Source organism: Paenibacillus sp. Soil522 (assembly GCF_001428245.1).
GTDB lineage: Bacteria > Bacillota > Bacilli > Paenibacillales > Paenibacillaceae > Pristimantibacillus.
Genome location: NZ_LMRV01000031.1, coordinates 84,888 through 99,108, shown reverse-complemented (window position 1 = coordinate 99,108; position 14,221 = coordinate 84,888). Strand labels below are relative to the sequence as shown.

The 14,221-nt window shown below is 50.1% G+C and carries 14 protein-coding genes; 7 read left to right on the top strand and 7 right to left on the bottom strand.

Annotated features, from left to right (window positions below; translation table 11 throughout):
* Positions 1 to 16: 16 nt before the first annotated feature.
* Positions 17 to 898: an ABC transporter permease gene (locus tag ASG81_RS08045; protein ID WP_056631621.1), complete on the bottom strand. Its 882-nt coding sequence runs from the start codon at positions 896 to 898 to the stop codon at positions 17 to 19.
* On the bottom strand, positions 898 to 1,665 hold the full coding sequence (locus ASG81_RS08040; protein WP_056631618.1) for an ABC transporter ATP-binding protein: 768 nt from the start codon (positions 1,663 to 1,665) through the stop codon (positions 898 to 900). The genes ASG81_RS08045 and ASG81_RS08040 overlap by 1 nt, the downstream gene beginning before the upstream one ends.
* Before the next feature lie 218 nt (positions 1,666 to 1,883).
* Between ASG81_RS08040 and ASG81_RS08035 the strand changes: the two genes are divergently transcribed.
* A complete protein-coding gene (locus ASG81_RS08035) occupies positions 1,884 to 3,560 on the top strand; it encodes a PucR family transcriptional regulator (RefSeq protein WP_056631613.1) in 1,677 nt (558 codons plus the stop codon).
* A gap of 643 nt (positions 3,561 to 4,203) precedes the next feature.
* Here ASG81_RS08035 and ASG81_RS08030 read toward each other — a convergent pair.
* Positions 4,204 to 5,109 (bottom strand): YheC/YheD family protein, encoded by a 906-nt coding sequence (locus ASG81_RS08030; protein ID WP_235548775.1) that lies wholly within the window; start codon positions 5,107 to 5,109, stop codon positions 4,204 to 4,206.
* A gap of 159 nt (positions 5,110 to 5,268) precedes the next feature.
* Here ASG81_RS08030 and ASG81_RS08025 point away from each other — a divergent pair, with 159 nt between their 5' ends.
* The 3 genes from ASG81_RS08025 to ASG81_RS08015 are packed head-to-tail and all read left to right on the top strand — an operon-like array spanning position 5,269 to position 8,539.
* Positions 5,269 to 6,507: a hypothetical protein gene (locus tag ASG81_RS08025; RefSeq protein ID WP_056631609.1), complete on the top strand. Its 1,239-nt coding sequence runs from the start codon at positions 5,269 to 5,271 to the stop codon at positions 6,505 to 6,507.
* A 14-nt stretch (positions 6,508 to 6,521) separates the two neighbouring features.
* Positions 6,522 to 7,508: a 2,3-diaminopropionate biosynthesis protein SbnA gene (sbnA, locus tag ASG81_RS08020; protein ID WP_056631601.1), complete on the top strand. Its 987-nt coding sequence runs from the start codon at positions 6,522 to 6,524 to the stop codon at positions 7,506 to 7,508.
* 56 nt (positions 7,509 to 7,564) lie between these two features.
* Positions 7,565 to 8,539 (top strand): 2,3-diaminopropionate biosynthesis protein SbnB, encoded by a 975-nt coding sequence (locus ASG81_RS08015; protein WP_056631599.1) that lies wholly within the window; start codon positions 7,565 to 7,567, stop codon positions 8,537 to 8,539.
* Positions 8,540 to 8,672: 133 nt separating this feature from the next.
* Here the strand turns inward: ASG81_RS08015 and ASG81_RS08010 are convergent, their stop codons facing one another.
* Complete coding sequence (locus tag ASG81_RS08010; protein WP_056631596.1) at positions 8,673 to 9,041, bottom strand: hypothetical protein; 369 nt, start codon at positions 9,039 to 9,041, stop codon at positions 8,673 to 8,675.
* 312 nt (positions 9,042 to 9,353) lie between these two features.
* On the opposite strand from ASG81_RS08010, the gene ASG81_RS08005 reads away from it, so the two are divergent.
* Positions 9,354 to 9,701, top strand: a complete 348-nt coding sequence (locus ASG81_RS08005) for a DUF1761 domain-containing protein (protein WP_081417194.1) — start codon at positions 9,354 to 9,356, stop codon at positions 9,699 to 9,701.
* A 96-nt stretch (positions 9,702 to 9,797) separates the two neighbouring features.
* On the opposite strand, the gene ASG81_RS08000 is transcribed toward ASG81_RS08005, so the two are convergent.
* A complete protein-coding gene (locus ASG81_RS08000; RefSeq protein ID WP_056631585.1) occupies positions 9,798 to 10,034 on the bottom strand; it encodes a DUF6953 family protein in 237 nt (78 codons plus the stop codon).
* A 205-nt stretch (positions 10,035 to 10,239) separates the two neighbouring features.
* On the opposite strand from ASG81_RS08000, the gene ASG81_RS07995 reads away from it, so the two are divergent.
* Positions 10,240 to 10,689: a MarR family winged helix-turn-helix transcriptional regulator gene (locus tag ASG81_RS07995; protein WP_056631583.1), complete on the top strand. Its 450-nt coding sequence runs from the start codon at positions 10,240 to 10,242 to the stop codon at positions 10,687 to 10,689.
* A gap of 506 nt (positions 10,690 to 11,195) precedes the next feature.
* Positions 11,196 to 11,690, top strand: coding sequence for a glutathione peroxidase (locus ASG81_RS07990; RefSeq protein ID WP_056631580.1), 495 nt, complete (start codon positions 11,196 to 11,198; stop codon positions 11,688 to 11,690).
* 111 nt (positions 11,691 to 11,801) lie between these two features.
* Here ASG81_RS07990 and ASG81_RS07985 read toward each other — a convergent pair whose 3' ends face one another.
* Together ASG81_RS07985 and ASG81_RS07980 are read right to left on the bottom strand one after the other, a co-directional pair.
* Positions 11,802 to 13,109 (bottom strand): histidine--tRNA ligase, encoded by a 1,308-nt coding sequence (locus tag ASG81_RS07985; protein ID WP_056631902.1) that lies wholly within the window; start codon positions 13,107 to 13,109, stop codon positions 11,802 to 11,804.
* 324 nt (positions 13,110 to 13,433) lie between these two features.
* The gene (locus tag ASG81_RS07980; RefSeq protein ID WP_056631578.1) at positions 13,434 to 14,216 is read right to left on the bottom strand and encodes a CPBP family intramembrane glutamic endopeptidase; all 783 of its coding nucleotides are present in this window, start codon (positions 14,214 to 14,216) and stop codon (positions 13,434 to 13,436) included.
* Positions 14,217 to 14,221 lie beyond the last annotated feature (5 nt).

The following is a 14,221-nucleotide window of genomic DNA, read 5'->3' as shown; positions in this document are numbered from 1 at the left end:
CCTTCGGTATGCAGCGTTACTTCTCGATGGCATCTCGAAGCCCGCCTTTACGCCAAGCCATAACCCTCCTCTCAACTAGCTTCAACAGGTAGGAGAACAAGCTGTATTCCAAGCCAATCAAAATGATGGCAATGAACATATTCGTTATTTTGAGATAATTTCTTGCGTCAACGATAATGTAGCCAAGCCCCGACTTTGCACCCATCATTTCGGAGACAATGAGGGCCGAGAAGGATAGGCCGAGACTTACCTGCGCGCCAACGAGAAAATTCGGAATAGCAGACGGAAGCATCACCCTCGTAAAAATTTGCCGCTCCGTCGCGCCTAAGCTGAGCGCCGAGCGAATCAGAGTCGAAGGCACCGACTTGAAGCCGTCGAGCGTGTATACGAGCACCGGGATAAACGTGGTCCATGCAATAAGCAGCACCTTTGGAAACTCGCCGATGCCGAACCAGATAATGAACAAGGGCAGGAGCGCCAGAGTCGGAATCGGCCCTACCAAATTGAGAATCGGCGAAAACCACCGCTCCACCGTTTTGAACTTGCTCATAATGACGCCAAGCCCCACCGCTGCTGCGCTCCCGATCACAAACCCTAAAGCAATCCGGATCGTGCTTGAAATAAGGCTGTCTGTAATAATCCCTGTTTTCGCCAGCTCCCAGCCCTCCGACAGCAGCACCGTCGGAGCCGGAAGGAAGTTAGGATTAAAAAACTTGGCGGTTTCGTTCAATCTGGAAAACAGCTCCCAGAACACAAAGAACAAGATAGACGGGAGAATATTATATTTCTGAAAAAATCGGCTTAGCGCAGGGGGGCGTTTGCCTATTACCGCCGCCTTAGCTAATGCGGCCGACCCCGCTCCTGTATCCTTCACAGCAGATAAATTCGCTCCGTTCATTACGACCCCACCTTCGCAGAAGCAGAAGCAATCCCCAGATGCTCCTCATCCATTAGAACCCGTTCAATCCGGCTCATCATTTCGCCAAAGCCGGCGGAATGAGAAGAACGCGGGTGCTTAATGCCAACCTCGAAAATATCTGCAATCTCGCCATGCTTCATGACCACTACGCGGTCAGCCAGGTAAACCGCCTCGCTAATGCTGTGTGTGACGAACAAGATCGTCGGCTTCAGCTGGCTGCAAATCTTTTGCAGCTCGACCCGCATCGTCTCCCGCGTCAGTACGTCAAGCGCTCCAAACGGCTCATCCATAAGTAAAATATCCGGTTTGCTCGCAAGCGCCCTCGCAATGCCGACGCGCTGCTTCATGCCGCCCGACAACTCCCCCGGATAATGCGACGCATATTGCTCAAGTCCAACCAGCTTAAGAAACTCCATCGCCGTTGCCTTCGCCTGCGCCTTTGGTACCTTCTGCACCTCAGGACCAAAGGCGATGTTGTCCTTTATCGTCATCCAAGGAAATAAAGCATGATCCTGAAACACCATTCCCCGCGTCTTCGAAGGACCCTTAATCTCTTCTCCATCTACCGTAATGGAGCCGTCATCGGGCAGAAGGTAACCCGCAATCATATTTAACAGCGTCGATTTGCCGCATCCGCTATGGCCAAGTATGCAAATAAACTCGTGTGAGTTAACCATGAGATCTACATTTTTCAAAATCGTTCTGCTTCCAAAGCTCTTCCCAACCTGGTTTACGACCAACTTCATTTCTTCAACCCCAATCCATATCATTGTAAGCTTATATCACATGTATCGGTGATGTATAGCTACATCATAATCCGAATCTAAGTCGTTGTCATTGTGCGCATTAGCTAAAAATCACCTAAGATCATTGACTAGTCTACACAATTATACATTTACACCTTACGGCATAAGTGATATATTCATGTCAATAAATATAACATTAAATTATTGGTGGTGCTGTCATGCTGCTTAAAGAGCTCATCACTCTTCCTATTTACGCGAACGCAAAAGTGGTTGCCGGACATGACGGCATGACAAATAGCGTCCAATCGGTCAACATCATGGACGCACCTGATATTATTAATTATTTAAAGCCGCAGGAGCTGCTCCTCACGACCGGCTACGCGATGAAGGATCATCCGGAAGCGCTGCTGTCCCTCGTATCAAACATGGCTAAGGTCGGCTGTGCCGGACTGGCCATTAAGACGAAGCGATTTTTGCAGGAGATTCCGAAGGATGTGCTGCAGTGCGCGGAGAAGCTTCAATTTCCGATAATTGAGCTCTCTCTGGAGCAATCGCTCGGCGATATATCCAATTACTCGCTCAGTCACATTTTGGAGAAACGTACCGATGAGCTGAACTATGCGTTAACGACGCATAAGCAATTTTCTCAAATGATCATGCAGGGCAAGAGCACCGAGGATGTTATCGAAGCGCTGGCTCACCTGATCGATTCGCCGGTCATGCTTATGAATCAACATGCCGGACTGCTTTTCCGCTCCAGCAGGTTGACTGAGGAGCTGTACCTTAAGCTGCCGGGCGAGCTTCATACGGAGCTTGCTTCACCCTCGCTGCACGGCTCCTTTACGTTCCAGCTGCCGCCGCAGTTGTCCGAAGGCACGCTCTATTCGGCAGTCGAACTGCATCCGATCGTCACCTTTCAGCTGGAGGGCTATTTGATCGCCTTAACGAGCGATATAAGCAAGCAGTTCAGCAACCTCACGAAGCATGCGATGGAACAAGCAGCTAACGTCATCGGACTGGAGCTCATGAAGAAGCAAGCGGTAAAGGAGCGGTCGCGGCGGTACAAAAACGAGTTTTTCTCCGACTTCGTCGACGGCTTGATCACTTCCGAGCAGGAGCTTCTGCACCGCAGTAAAAACTATGGTCTGCTGAACCATCCTGTATATATCAGCGTAGTCGCCAAGCGTGATACCTCCTTCGATTTACTTCGTCCCTCCAGCACGCTCGAGTCGGACGGCCGCTTTATTTCCGAACGCGACCGCCACTACAACCTGCTGAAGAGCGAATTTTCGAAGCTTGATCTTCGCTTTGTTCTGTTTACGAAAAACGAATATTTCTGCTTCCTCATTGCGCTGCACGGGGGCCAAAAAGTGACTGAAGGCAAGGAAAGCAAATTTCTCGAGCAGCTAAAGCAAATGGTCAGCAACCTGAGCATGGTGCACGGCATTCCAATCTCGGTCGGCGTCGGCAATCCGGTATCGCAGCTTCCCGATATTCCGCTATCCTACAAAGAAGCGATCGAAGCGCTCCAAACCGGCTACGACGCGCGCAAGAAGCAGTTCGTTCAGCCGTATCGCGCCAAAAACTTCAACAATCTGCTGCGGATGATTCCGAAGGAGGAGCTTCGGGAGTATTACGAAGAAACGTTCAAAGATTTGTTAAGCATCGAAGGGAAAGAACGCAGCGATCTGCTCAAGACGCTCAGTACCTTCTATGAGACGCATTGCCAGCTGGCGGAGACTGCCAAGCAGCTGTTCATTCACCGCAACACCGTCACCTATCGCCTTGAAAAATGCGAAAGGCTCACCGGCCGTGATCTGCGCGATCCCGTCGAGAGCCTTCGTTTCCGCACCGCTTTTGCGATGGAATCGCTGTTCCTGTCCGATAAAACATGAGAGAGTGAGAACTGCTGGCTGAGATGAGCATATCGCCCGCTAATAGGGAAAGTTTTTTTCGCTATTTGCGAAAAACATGCCTATTGGATGTAAATAGAGAAAATTTCTTTCGCTATTTTGTAAATAATCTCTTTAGACCGCCTGAAATCAGATCATTATTCGAAAATAGAGAAATTTTCTTTCTCTAGTTTCCTCTTTATAGGTAAATGATGATGAATAGGGAAAATTTCTTTCGCTATTGTCTTCCTAACAAGTCGCTTCTGGCGACGAAATCGTTAAAACTCCGTCTCTGCAGAAGTTTCCACCTTACTCACACGCCAAACCAGCCTATAATCACACATTTGTGCTTTCAGACTACTAACTCGGGTTACTTTATCGCTGTAAGTGCATATTCGCGCTTACAGCGAACCTCCAACTTTCCGCACACGCCGATTCCGCTCTGTAAAGCACATATTTGTGCTTACAGACTACTAACTCGGGTTACTTTGTCGCTGTAAGCGCATATTCGCGCTTACAACGAACTTTCAACCTTCCGCACACGCCGAATCCGCTCTATAAGCACATATTTGTACTTTCAGCCCACCAATTCAGGCTGCATCGTCGCTGTAAGCACATATGCGTGCTTACAGCGACAAGCTGTGGGCTACAGCCCCCGCTTCGCTTTTTTGCAGCGCAGCCTGTAAATCTTCCCATTTGCTTTGCCGTAGCGTATGATCCTGCGGAGCATCGATTGATCTTCGAGCAGTGTAAACGGACAATGATCAGGCCTGTTGTTCACCTCAAGTATCCAAGGCTTCAGCTGTTGGTCGAGGGCAATGTCGAGTCCAAGCTCCACGATGCCGGGATAGACAAGACTGAGCCGCTGCGCCGTGCGGACACCGAGCTGATCCATTTGCTTCAGCAGCCGCAGCCGCCCGGTCTCATTCGTATAGCTCCTCAGCAAGTACGCCGTCGGGTAAATGGTTCCGCCTTGACTGCCGTTCGTTACGATCTTGCGGGGATGAGCCACTCTGCCCACCGTTGCGGTCGCTTTCCAGCCTCCGCGAGGCGCCCGCTGCACGACGAGACGAATATCAAAGGGACGTCCTTTATGCTTTAGCAGCTGAATGCCCTTCTGGACTAAATAGACCTTCCCCTGCGCATTGTTCAACATGGACCGGTAAAACGATTTATAAACGGGGAAGGCCCGCTTTTTCTCGCCAAGCTGGTAGGCATAAATCCGCACGGGACGGCCCGCCGCCTTCGCCTCGATCATCTCCACCTTCATCACGCCGCGTCCTTGCGACCCCCGTATCGGCTTAACGTACACCATTCCGCACTGCTGCAGCATCTCCCGCAAACCGCTCTCCGTCAACATTTGTGCCGGGGGCAAATGCTTCTTGAGCTCCGGATCGCCCTGCAATAATTCCGTCTTTGTCCATTTATCGGTTTTGCTGCGGCCGCGGCTTGGGCTTTGGCTGGGGTTGAGACTGGGGTTGAGACTGAGGTTTAGACTGGGGTTGAGCATGGGTTTATTTACAATCAACGCCTTTGCATGCATCTTTCTCATCAAATCCCTTCCTTTCACTTTCCCGCTCCTATTAGCATACGAACATTTTGCGAAATGGATTTAGGCAGCTGCCGGCATAACCGAACCTGCAGGCGCAAGCGACATATGCTTAAGTAACGCATTCATCCATGACGTTTTTCTTTAGGAGGCTCAGCGCGAATGTCGTCATTGACTCTAATTCAGCAGCAAATCGATCGTATTTGCCAGCTTCACCCTTGGTACGGCGCTCTTCTTGCAATGCGCGAAATAAATCCGCAAGCATGCGAGCTTGCTGAGCTGCCGCTCATTACATCAGAAATTCTGGAGAAGCACTATTTCACCCGGGAGGCCAGAACCGAGGCCGGATTATCTGTATACAGAACCTCCGGTACCTCGTCCGGCATCCGCAAGGCGATCTATTACTCAGAGGAGGACGATGAGAGCTATATCGCTGCGAAGACTGCTTCCTTTCGGGAGTGGCTGACGGCTGACGGCTCGTTACAGCAGCATCCGGCTGTGATCCGCAAAGCGCTTGCCGATATGGGCACCGGACATGCGGCCAGCACGGCAATGACGATCTTCAGCCGGCTTGGCTTGCAGGCGGACTCTCTGTCCTACGCACTGCCGATCGAAGAGCATATCGCGAGGCTGGATTCCTTCCGGCCCGAGCTTCTCTATACGATGCCGTCGATTTTGGACGCTCTCGTTTCCGCTTCAGGGGAGCCGCAGCATTTTGGCATCAGAAAAATAATACTTGTCGGCGAAATCGCCCCGCTTGATTGGCAGTCTAACATTGCCGCCCGGTTCAGGATTGAGCCTAAGGATATTTTGGACACATACGGCTCAATTGAGATCGGCGCTATCGCCTCTTACTCTCACGAGCTCGGACTATATATGATCGCGGACGGCATTCATGCCGAAGCCCTGCCGTCGGAGCAAATTGATGACCGGTTCGAGCCTCTTCAAGCTAACGAAGCCGTACTCGTGCTGACCTCTTATGTGCGCACGCTGTTCCCGGCCATCCGATACGTTACCTATGACGTGGTTCGGGATTTTCAAACGATCCAGGTGGACGGCCGGGAAAGGCAATGCTTCCGCTGTATATCCAAGAGAATCGGCACGGATCTGAAGCATGGCGAGAAAATTAGCTTATATGACATCGAAAGCGTCGTGAACCAATTCGTGGGCGATGCCGAGCTTCGCGTGAGACTGCGCCATAACAAGCTGTCCGTCCATATTCGAAGTAAATCGTTAAGAAATGAGATGCTTGTTCATATTCAGCATGCTATCGAGCATAAAATTGGTGAGATCGGACAAATGATTCAAAACCGCATGCTTGAAGGCGTTACAGTGACACGCGCAGCGGAAAACGAACAGCTAGAGCGCGGGGCGGTGAAATCCAAAAAAATTTATTTCTAAGGGGAACGAAGCCTATGGAGAAAAATTTGTTGTCTATCATCGGGAATACGCCTCTCGTTCAGCTGTCGAAGCTGTTCACGAACGATCGCGGAATCAAAGTGTTTGCCAAACTCGAATTGCTTAACCCGGGAGGCAGCGCAAAAGACCGGTCAGCCGCGCGAATTATTAACGGAGCGTGGGAAGAAGGCATAATCGGTCCCGGTTCCGTCATCATTGAGTCCAGTTCCGGCAATATGGCGATCAGCCTTGCAGCCATCTGTTCCTATCTGGGCATGGGCTTCATCAGCGTCATCGATCCGAAAGCGACGAAGCAGAACATTCGGATTATGCGCGCTTATGGCGCCAAAATCGATCTCGTCGAAGAAGCGGATCCGGAGACAGGGGAGTTTTTGCCAGCAAGACTGAACCGGGTCCAGCAGCTGCTGGCCCGCACGCCAAATAGCTTCTGGCCGAACCAATATGCGAATAAAAACAACTACTTGTCCCATTATGACGGAACGATGCGTGAAATCATCGAAGAACTGGGCCATGTCGATTACGTAGTCGGCGGAGTCAGCACCTGCGGCACGATGCTCGGATGCGCAAAGTATGTCCGGGATCACAAGCTTTCCACGAAGGTGGTTGCCGTTGATGCGGAGGGCAGCGTTATTTTTGGAGGAACGAACGGCAATCGGCGATTTCCCGGCCTCGGAACCGGGATTATCCCCCCATTTGGACAAACGAGGTTTATGGACCATGCCATTAAAGTCGCCGATCAGGACATGGTTGCCGGCTGCAGGCTGCTTGTAAAACACGAATCGCTCCTAGTTGGCCCCTCCTCCGGCGCGGTTATCCATGCCTTGAAGTCGATCCTGCATGAGCTGCCGGATGACTCGGTATGCGCCGTTATTTTGCATGACCGGGGCGAGCGTTATATGGATACGGTGTTTTGCGATGAATGGGTAGAGCAGCAATTCGGCGGGTACCGCTATAATTCTGATGGAGCGGATGCCAAATCCTGATTTTGGCATAGAGCCGTCAAAAGCAATTAAAATCTATACTAGAGAGGACAATGCCCGTGCTATATCTCGGCGATAAGCATATTCGCGCCATCGGTCTGCACTGGGGAGAGCTTGTCGACAGCATGGAGGCCGCGGTGCGGATCATCGATTCGGGTGATTATGCGCAGCCGATAAAGCCTTACTTGCGCTACCGTAATCCGGCTAACCGAATCATCGCCATGCCCGCTTATGTCGGCGGCGCCGTGCAGACGGCCGGCATTAAATGGATAGCCAGCTTTCCGGGCAATATCGACGCCGGCTTGCCGCGTGCACACAGCGTCACGCTGCTAAACAACGCTGAGACTGGCATCCCTTACGCGATGCTCAATACGCCGCTGCCAAGCGCCGCCCGAACGGCTGCGGTAAGCGGTCTTCTCATCCGTCATTACCTGGCGGCGCAAGGTGCGGAAAGACGTTTAAAGCTTGGGATCATCGGCTTCGGGCCTGTGGGCCGGCTTCATTACGATATGTGCTGTCAGCTGTTCGGGGAACGCTTGGAGAATGTGTATGTGTATGATATACGGGGCTGCGAGCTTGATTTCACCGGGGCGGACAACGACCTGCGCAGCCGTACCCGGCTCGCGAGCAGCTGGCAGCAATTATATACCGAGTGCGATCTCATTATTACATGTACGGTGAGCAACCAGCGTTATATTGATATCCCTCCTGCCGCAGGCAGCCTTCTGCTTGATGTGTCCTTACGGGATTACACCCCGGCTGCCTTAAGCGGCATTAACGCGGTTATCGTCGACGATTGGGAGGAGGTTTGCCGCGAAAATACCGACATCGAGCTGCTGCACATTGAACGAGGCTTAAGCAAGGCCCAGACCCGGTCCTTAAGCGATGTCGTATGCCGCGGCGCATTGGCCGCCTTCGCCAGCACGGAGCCAGTATTATTTTGCCCAATGGGTATGGCGGTGTTCGATATGGCGGCGGCAGATTATTTCGTTGAGCGTGCGATAGCGCTCGGGATTGGGCTGCAGGTCAAGTAACGTCCCCTTCATTTTGAATGGATACGCCTGTTTTTATACCCCTTCGGATGCAAAAAAAGGATGATACCATGGATCGCATGGCATCATCCTTTTGCTCGTTGCTATTATGCTCTATGATCGAAACCGCTTATTATCAAGCAGATCGGCCTAGCCGGTTTGCAGGAAATGAATATAGGTTTGAACGGTCGCCCGCTTGGGCCGCTTCGTTCCTGCTTGCTTTCTGCGCATTCGTCAGCTCCATAAACCAAGCCTCATCCCATGTATCTAATGCCAAGTCGATTGTATTTTGAAAAACCTGGGCATCGTCTAGTGAAATGTCGGATACGTTTTTGAGCCAGGATGAACGAACCGCAACGATTTTCCCTATGACTTCCTCGTTATCTGACTTTACAACATTGACGGTTACGAAGCCTTGCAAAATATCGACCGTCTCGACAAATCCGTGAATAAGCTCGCCATCTTTCGTTTTACCTTGCACCCAGTCGCTTATGTTGAATTTCATCTTCCAACACCACCTGTCCCTATTAGTTAGATACCCGTTTAACTGTAACTTTTTCCAGTACATTTACTGTAAAAAAGTAGACGAAACTCATTCGAATTCAAGCGCCGTCTTGTTGGTGACTTCCATACTGTAAGTTTAATAGTTACAGTTATCTTTGTCAAGTTCTTCATCAAAATTGGACATTATGCTAACGAGAAGATCTCTTTTTCTGATAATATGAGGAGGCTTGGCTAATTAAAGGAGGAATAAGCGGATGGTGCATTGGGCTGACGTAAACTATTTAGCTGTACTGCTTGCTGCGGTAACGACGAGGTGCTTGGCTTCTTATGGTATTCCCCTATCTTGTTAGGCAATGCGTGGATGAAGTATCGCGGCTTGTCAAAGAATGAAATGTCCGGCGGCGGGGCGATAACTTATATGCTGACAGCCTTGACCGCGCTTGGCGGTTCATTTATTTTGGCGCTATTGCTTACGCTTGCGGATGAATCAACGATGATAGCCGGATTAGTCGTCGGGTTGTTGATCGGTATTAGCGTTTCGCTCAAAATCGGCATGAACTATCTCTTCGAAGGACATAAGCTTGGTCTTTACTTCATTACGATAGGCTACCATCTGGTCTCGTACGCGATTGCCGGTCTAATTATTGGATGCATGCAGTAGACGAGTTGTGATTACCGGTAAAAAGGGCGTTATCCGCTGCAATCAGCCGGCTCTGGAGCCATCGATTGCCGTAACGCCCGCCGCCGAGCAGCGAAATTAACTCCAGCCCCAGAAGAAGCCATCCCGTTCCCATGCCGCTTTCCCTTTATGAAGCTTGCGGAATACCTTCTTCACTTCTTTATCGATCGATTGATTGCCGTGCTCATTTACATATATAAACGACTCGCCATAGTGGCTCTTTATATGCTCCACGGCGGCGCTTTGATGCAAAATCCCTTTTTCCTTCAACTCGCTCAGCATCCACTCTGCAACCTCAACAGCGTTATGGGACATCGCTCTCACTCCTCCACCTTAATAAACGCAGTAACTATAGCATACTTGGACTTCTATCTTCAATGGTACTCCGTATTCCCTCGCATTGACAGTCCTTTGCCATCTCCATTATATTATATTTATCACAATTTAATTTTACTAAATTTAGCGATAATGCTCAACTTGCCTAAACTAACAAATTCACCTTCCCGCGGAGGACAACGATATGGATAGCAACGAAATATTAAAACTGGACAATCAAATCTGCTTCGCTTTTTATGCCTGTTCCCGGGAGATTACGAAGCTGTACCGTCCAATGCTGGAAAAGCTTGATCTAACCTATACCCAATACGTCACGATGCTCGCCCTGTGGGAGCAGGATCATGTAACGGTAACCGCGCTTGGCAACAAGCTGTATCTCGATTCCGGCACCTTGACCCCTCTGCTCAAAAAGCTGGAAGCAGCCGGACATATTACCCGTACGCGCGACCGCAACGATGAACGGAGTGTTCTGGTCGAGCTGACCGAGCAAGGCAGAGCCTTGAAGGAGAATGCGCTCGATATTCCTTATCAGCTTGCCTGCAAGCTTGACGGTACGCCTGAAGAAGGTGCTGCACTGCTTGCGCTTATGCAGCAGTTTCTCCGCCGAATCCAGCAAGGCGCAGCCAAAGAATAACCGCGAATATACGAGGGTGTCCCAGTAGGCCTGAAAAGTCCTCCGAGACGCCCCTTTCCTCTCTGCATTGCCTTAGCCACATATCATGTTGAATCGATTTTCTATCTGCGAGTCGAGAGCCATCCATCATTCAAGACAGCAGCAGCACGCGGCATGATTAACAGGAAAAGCTCCTGTTAATTTTACCTGTATACGCCTTACCGCTGCATTTAGCAGGAAATCCTCCATGTAATCTGAAGAGATTCATCACACTAAAGGTTTATGTGCTGAATTAGCGGGAGAAATTCCTGATAATTAAAGCGCGATCCTATACGCGAGTTAATTAGATGGAGTTTTTCCTGTTATTTTTTTCGTATTCGATTAATATATCTGCAGCGCGATCATCATTCGGGGGATATGTCATGTTTTTATGGCAGATGCTTTCGCCTTAGATTTGACACCCACATTTAAATTGTGTAAAATTAAATTATATAAAATATAAAATTCAGTTATTGGAGGTTGTTCCTATGTCCTTATACCATTTTGAGGTAAAGACGATCCGGGGAGAATCGCAGACGCTCGCCCCCTATAAAGGGAAGGTTATGCTGATCGTAAATACAGCTACCAAATGCGGCTTTGCGCCTCAGTTCAAGGGTCTCCAAAAGCTTCATGATACGTACAGCAAGCAAGGCTTCTCCGTACTCGGCTTTCCTTCCTCACAGTTCGCCAATCAAGAGCTAAGCGACGACAGCCAAGTGGCAGAGGCGTGCGAAATCAACTTCGGAGTGTCGTTCCCGCTCTATGCGAAAATCGATGTGAACGGCAGCAATGCGCATCCCCTGTTCAAACATCTTACGAATGAAGCGCGCGGGTTCCTCGGCTCGAAATCCATCAAATGGAACTTCACGAAGTTCCTCGTCGACCAGAACGGTAAAGTGCTGAAGCGTTTCGGGTCTAAAGATATGCCCGAGCAAATCGAAAGCTATATCCAGAAGCTGCTGAAGGTTCCTACTCACGCTTAATATCAAAGCCAGATTAATCAAGCGGCACCGGCTCTCACCGAAGAGCTGGTGCCGCTTGCGTTCCTGCGGCTTCGGCTGTCCGTTATCGCCAAAAGCTGCCTTCCGCGGCATCTACAGTCTATTTGGGACCAGCGGTTGAGCAATATTAGTCTCTATTACGTATATCGCTTCATCTACGCTCACTTCCCGCTCGATCCGCTCTTCCATGTCCTTTAAACGGACCCTTCCAGCCTTCCATTCCGTTTCTCCCAGCAGCAGCGCATAACGGATTCCGCTGCCCGCTGCCGAGGCGAGAATATTTTTCAGCTTTCGGCCGCTCGTATCGAGCTTCACCCGGATACCGCTCGCGCGCAGCTCGGCCGCTGTTTGCAGCATATCCGCAGCAGATACGCCTACGGGAATGAGGACTACCGAAGCGGCAGCCGCTTCCGCGGTACGATTTTCGAGCAGCGCCATAATCGACTCCATGCCAAACGATAACCCGGCCGCGCTGTATTCGGCAACGTCCCTACCGGCCAGCTGTCCAATAATCGCATCATAACGCCCGCCGCCGCCCAAGCTCGAAGAGAAGCCGCCTGCTGCATCAAATATTTCATAGACCGTTCCCGTATAGAACGATAGCCCGCGCGAGAGATATGGATCAAACAAGCAGTCCTCCGCAAGTCCAATCTTGCACAGCATATCTCGTACCGCCAGCACCTCCAGCGCTCCCGCGCTATTTTGCAGCCCGTATTTGTCCATAAGTTCCTCGAGCGACGGATTTTCTATTGTAATCAGCAAGGTAACGGCATCCCTCGCCTCGCCCGCCAGTCCTTTCCCGGCAAGCTCTTCCTTCACGCCGTCTGCTCCGATTTTTGCAAGCTTATCTAGGGTCAGCATGACCGATAGCGAATCCTTGGCTGGAACTCCGACAGCAGCCAGAATCTCGCCCAAAAAACGTCTATTGTTCCATTTCAGCTGAATCTTAATCGCCAGCGTACGGAATACGTCGACCGCCAGCTGCATTAATTCGACCTCCGCTTCAGGCCCTTTTACCCCGACAATATCGACATCGCATTGCAAAAACTCCCGCATACGCCCGCGCTTAACGGGACCGTCACGGAACACCTTTCCGATCTCATACCGCTTGAAGGGCAGCTCAATCCCCGGATTTAATGCGAGCACCTTGGCGAAAGGGACCGTCAGGTCATACCGCAATCCTAATCGCCGCTTTCGCTGATCCGTCAGCTGGTACATTTCCTTCATGATTTCATCGCCACCCGCGTATTTGGAGGTCAAGAAATCGAGCCCGGTCAGCTCGGTCGTCACCATCTCATCGAAATCATAGAGCTCAAACTTTTCATGGAGAGCTGCTTGAACCTGCCTCCTAAGCGCCTGCTCCTTGCCAAAATAATCATAAGTCCCCTTCACGTTTTGCATCACGATCATTCCTCTCCCGGATTATTGGAATAAAAAAAAACGCGCAGGACCTCATGGTCCTGCGCGCATCGTATGCTGCAGGGAGGCCAACGCGAGAAGCGCTAGCCCACCCTGAATGTTGTTCAGGTGTGCTAACGCTTGGTGAAATGATGAAGCTGATTCAATTGGAATTTGTACATGATACCCAATCCCTTCGACTGAATTAAAGTGATTATAGCGAATCAACGCTTGTTTCGCAACTGTATTTATAGCTGCTGTATGTTTAACTGCTTATATTTTTAACTGCATTAACAAACATCGCTTTTTATTACCTGCAGCCCGTTCTCAGTACATGTATTTATTAGCCGAATTAAGCTTTAAACGGCCATATGCAGCAAGGATAACCAGGAGCAATACGATAGCCGCCAGTATATGGGCATGGTCCAGCAGGAAGGAACGGCTCCCCCCTGGCGTCGTTAAAAGCAGGCCCTTTACAGCCTCACGCCCCGGAATCCCGTATACGAAGCAGTACATGACGTTTAAGCCCATATGTATACCCGAATTCATCCAAATCGATCCCGTCTTTAGAAGCACATAGCCAAGCGATAGACCGAGTATAACGGAAAATAGGGTGTTTGAAATGCTGAAGCCTGCCAGCCAAACATCATCCAGCGCATAAATAAACGCGGATATGAGCAATAAATAAACGTTTAACACTTTACCCTTAAGATGTGCAAATACATAGCCCCTTACAATGAGATCATTCATAAGCGAGCCAAGAAACATGCCGGCAAAGGTCTCGATGACAAAAATGACGGCTTCCGGCGCTTTCTTTACACCGGTGATTTCAAAATCTCCAAAACCCCACAAAAGCAAATACATCGCAGCCCAAATGCCTGCCCCGAATAAAAAACCGATCCGCAGATTTCTTTTCCAGCCAAAATGAGCTTTTATACCCAAATCGCCAATTCCGCTTAAACCGGTAAGCTTAGCTACATGATGGGCTAATACAAAAAACAAGCAAGCATACAACAGCCAAGAGACGGTATCCAGCGGGAATAACTGCGGAATGAGATTAAAATACAAATCGATAATAAGGAAACCGATGACTGCAAATAACATTCCCATTGCCT

Excerpts from the sequence above, each read along its gene's own strand:
- ASG81_RS08045 (WP_056631621.1), bottom strand. The coding sequence starts at position 898 with ATGAACGGAGCGAATTTATCTGCTGTGAAGGATACAGGAGCGGGGTCG.
- ASG81_RS08040 (WP_056631618.1), bottom strand. The coding sequence starts at position 1,665 with ATGAAGTTGGTCGTAAACCAGGTTGGGAAGAGCTTTGGAAGCAGAACG.
- ASG81_RS08035 (WP_056631613.1), top strand. The coding sequence starts at position 1,884 with ATGCTGCTTAAAGAGCTCATCACTCTTCCTATTTACGCGAACGCAAAA.
- ASG81_RS08030 (WP_235548775.1), bottom strand. The coding sequence starts at position 5,109 with ATGAGAAAGATGCATGCAAAGGCGTTGATTGTAAATAAACCCATGCTC.
- ASG81_RS08025 (WP_056631609.1), top strand. The coding sequence starts at position 5,269 with ATGTCGTCATTGACTCTAATTCAGCAGCAAATCGATCGTATTTGCCAG.
- sbnA (WP_056631601.1), top strand. The coding sequence starts at position 6,522 with ATGGAGAAAAATTTGTTGTCTATCATCGGGAATACGCCTCTCGTTCAG.
- ASG81_RS08010 (WP_056631596.1), bottom strand. The coding sequence starts at position 9,041 with ATGAAATTCAACATAAGCGACTGGGTGCAAGGTAAAACGAAAGATGGC.
- ASG81_RS08000 (WP_056631585.1), bottom strand. The coding sequence starts at position 10,034 with ATGTCCCATAACGCTGTTGAGGTTGCAGAGTGGATGCTGAGCGAGTTG.
- ASG81_RS07995 (WP_056631583.1), top strand. The coding sequence starts at position 10,240 with ATGGATAGCAACGAAATATTAAAACTGGACAATCAAATCTGCTTCGCT.
- ASG81_RS07990 (WP_056631580.1), top strand. The coding sequence starts at position 11,196 with ATGTCCTTATACCATTTTGAGGTAAAGACGATCCGGGGAGAATCGCAG.
- ASG81_RS07985 (WP_056631902.1), bottom strand. The coding sequence starts at position 13,109 with ATGCAAAACGTGAAGGGGACTTATGATTATTTTGGCAAGGAGCAGGCG.
- ASG81_RS07980 (WP_056631578.1), bottom strand. The coding sequence starts at position 14,216 with ATGGGAATGTTATTTGCAGTCATCGGTTTCCTTATTATCGATTTGTAT.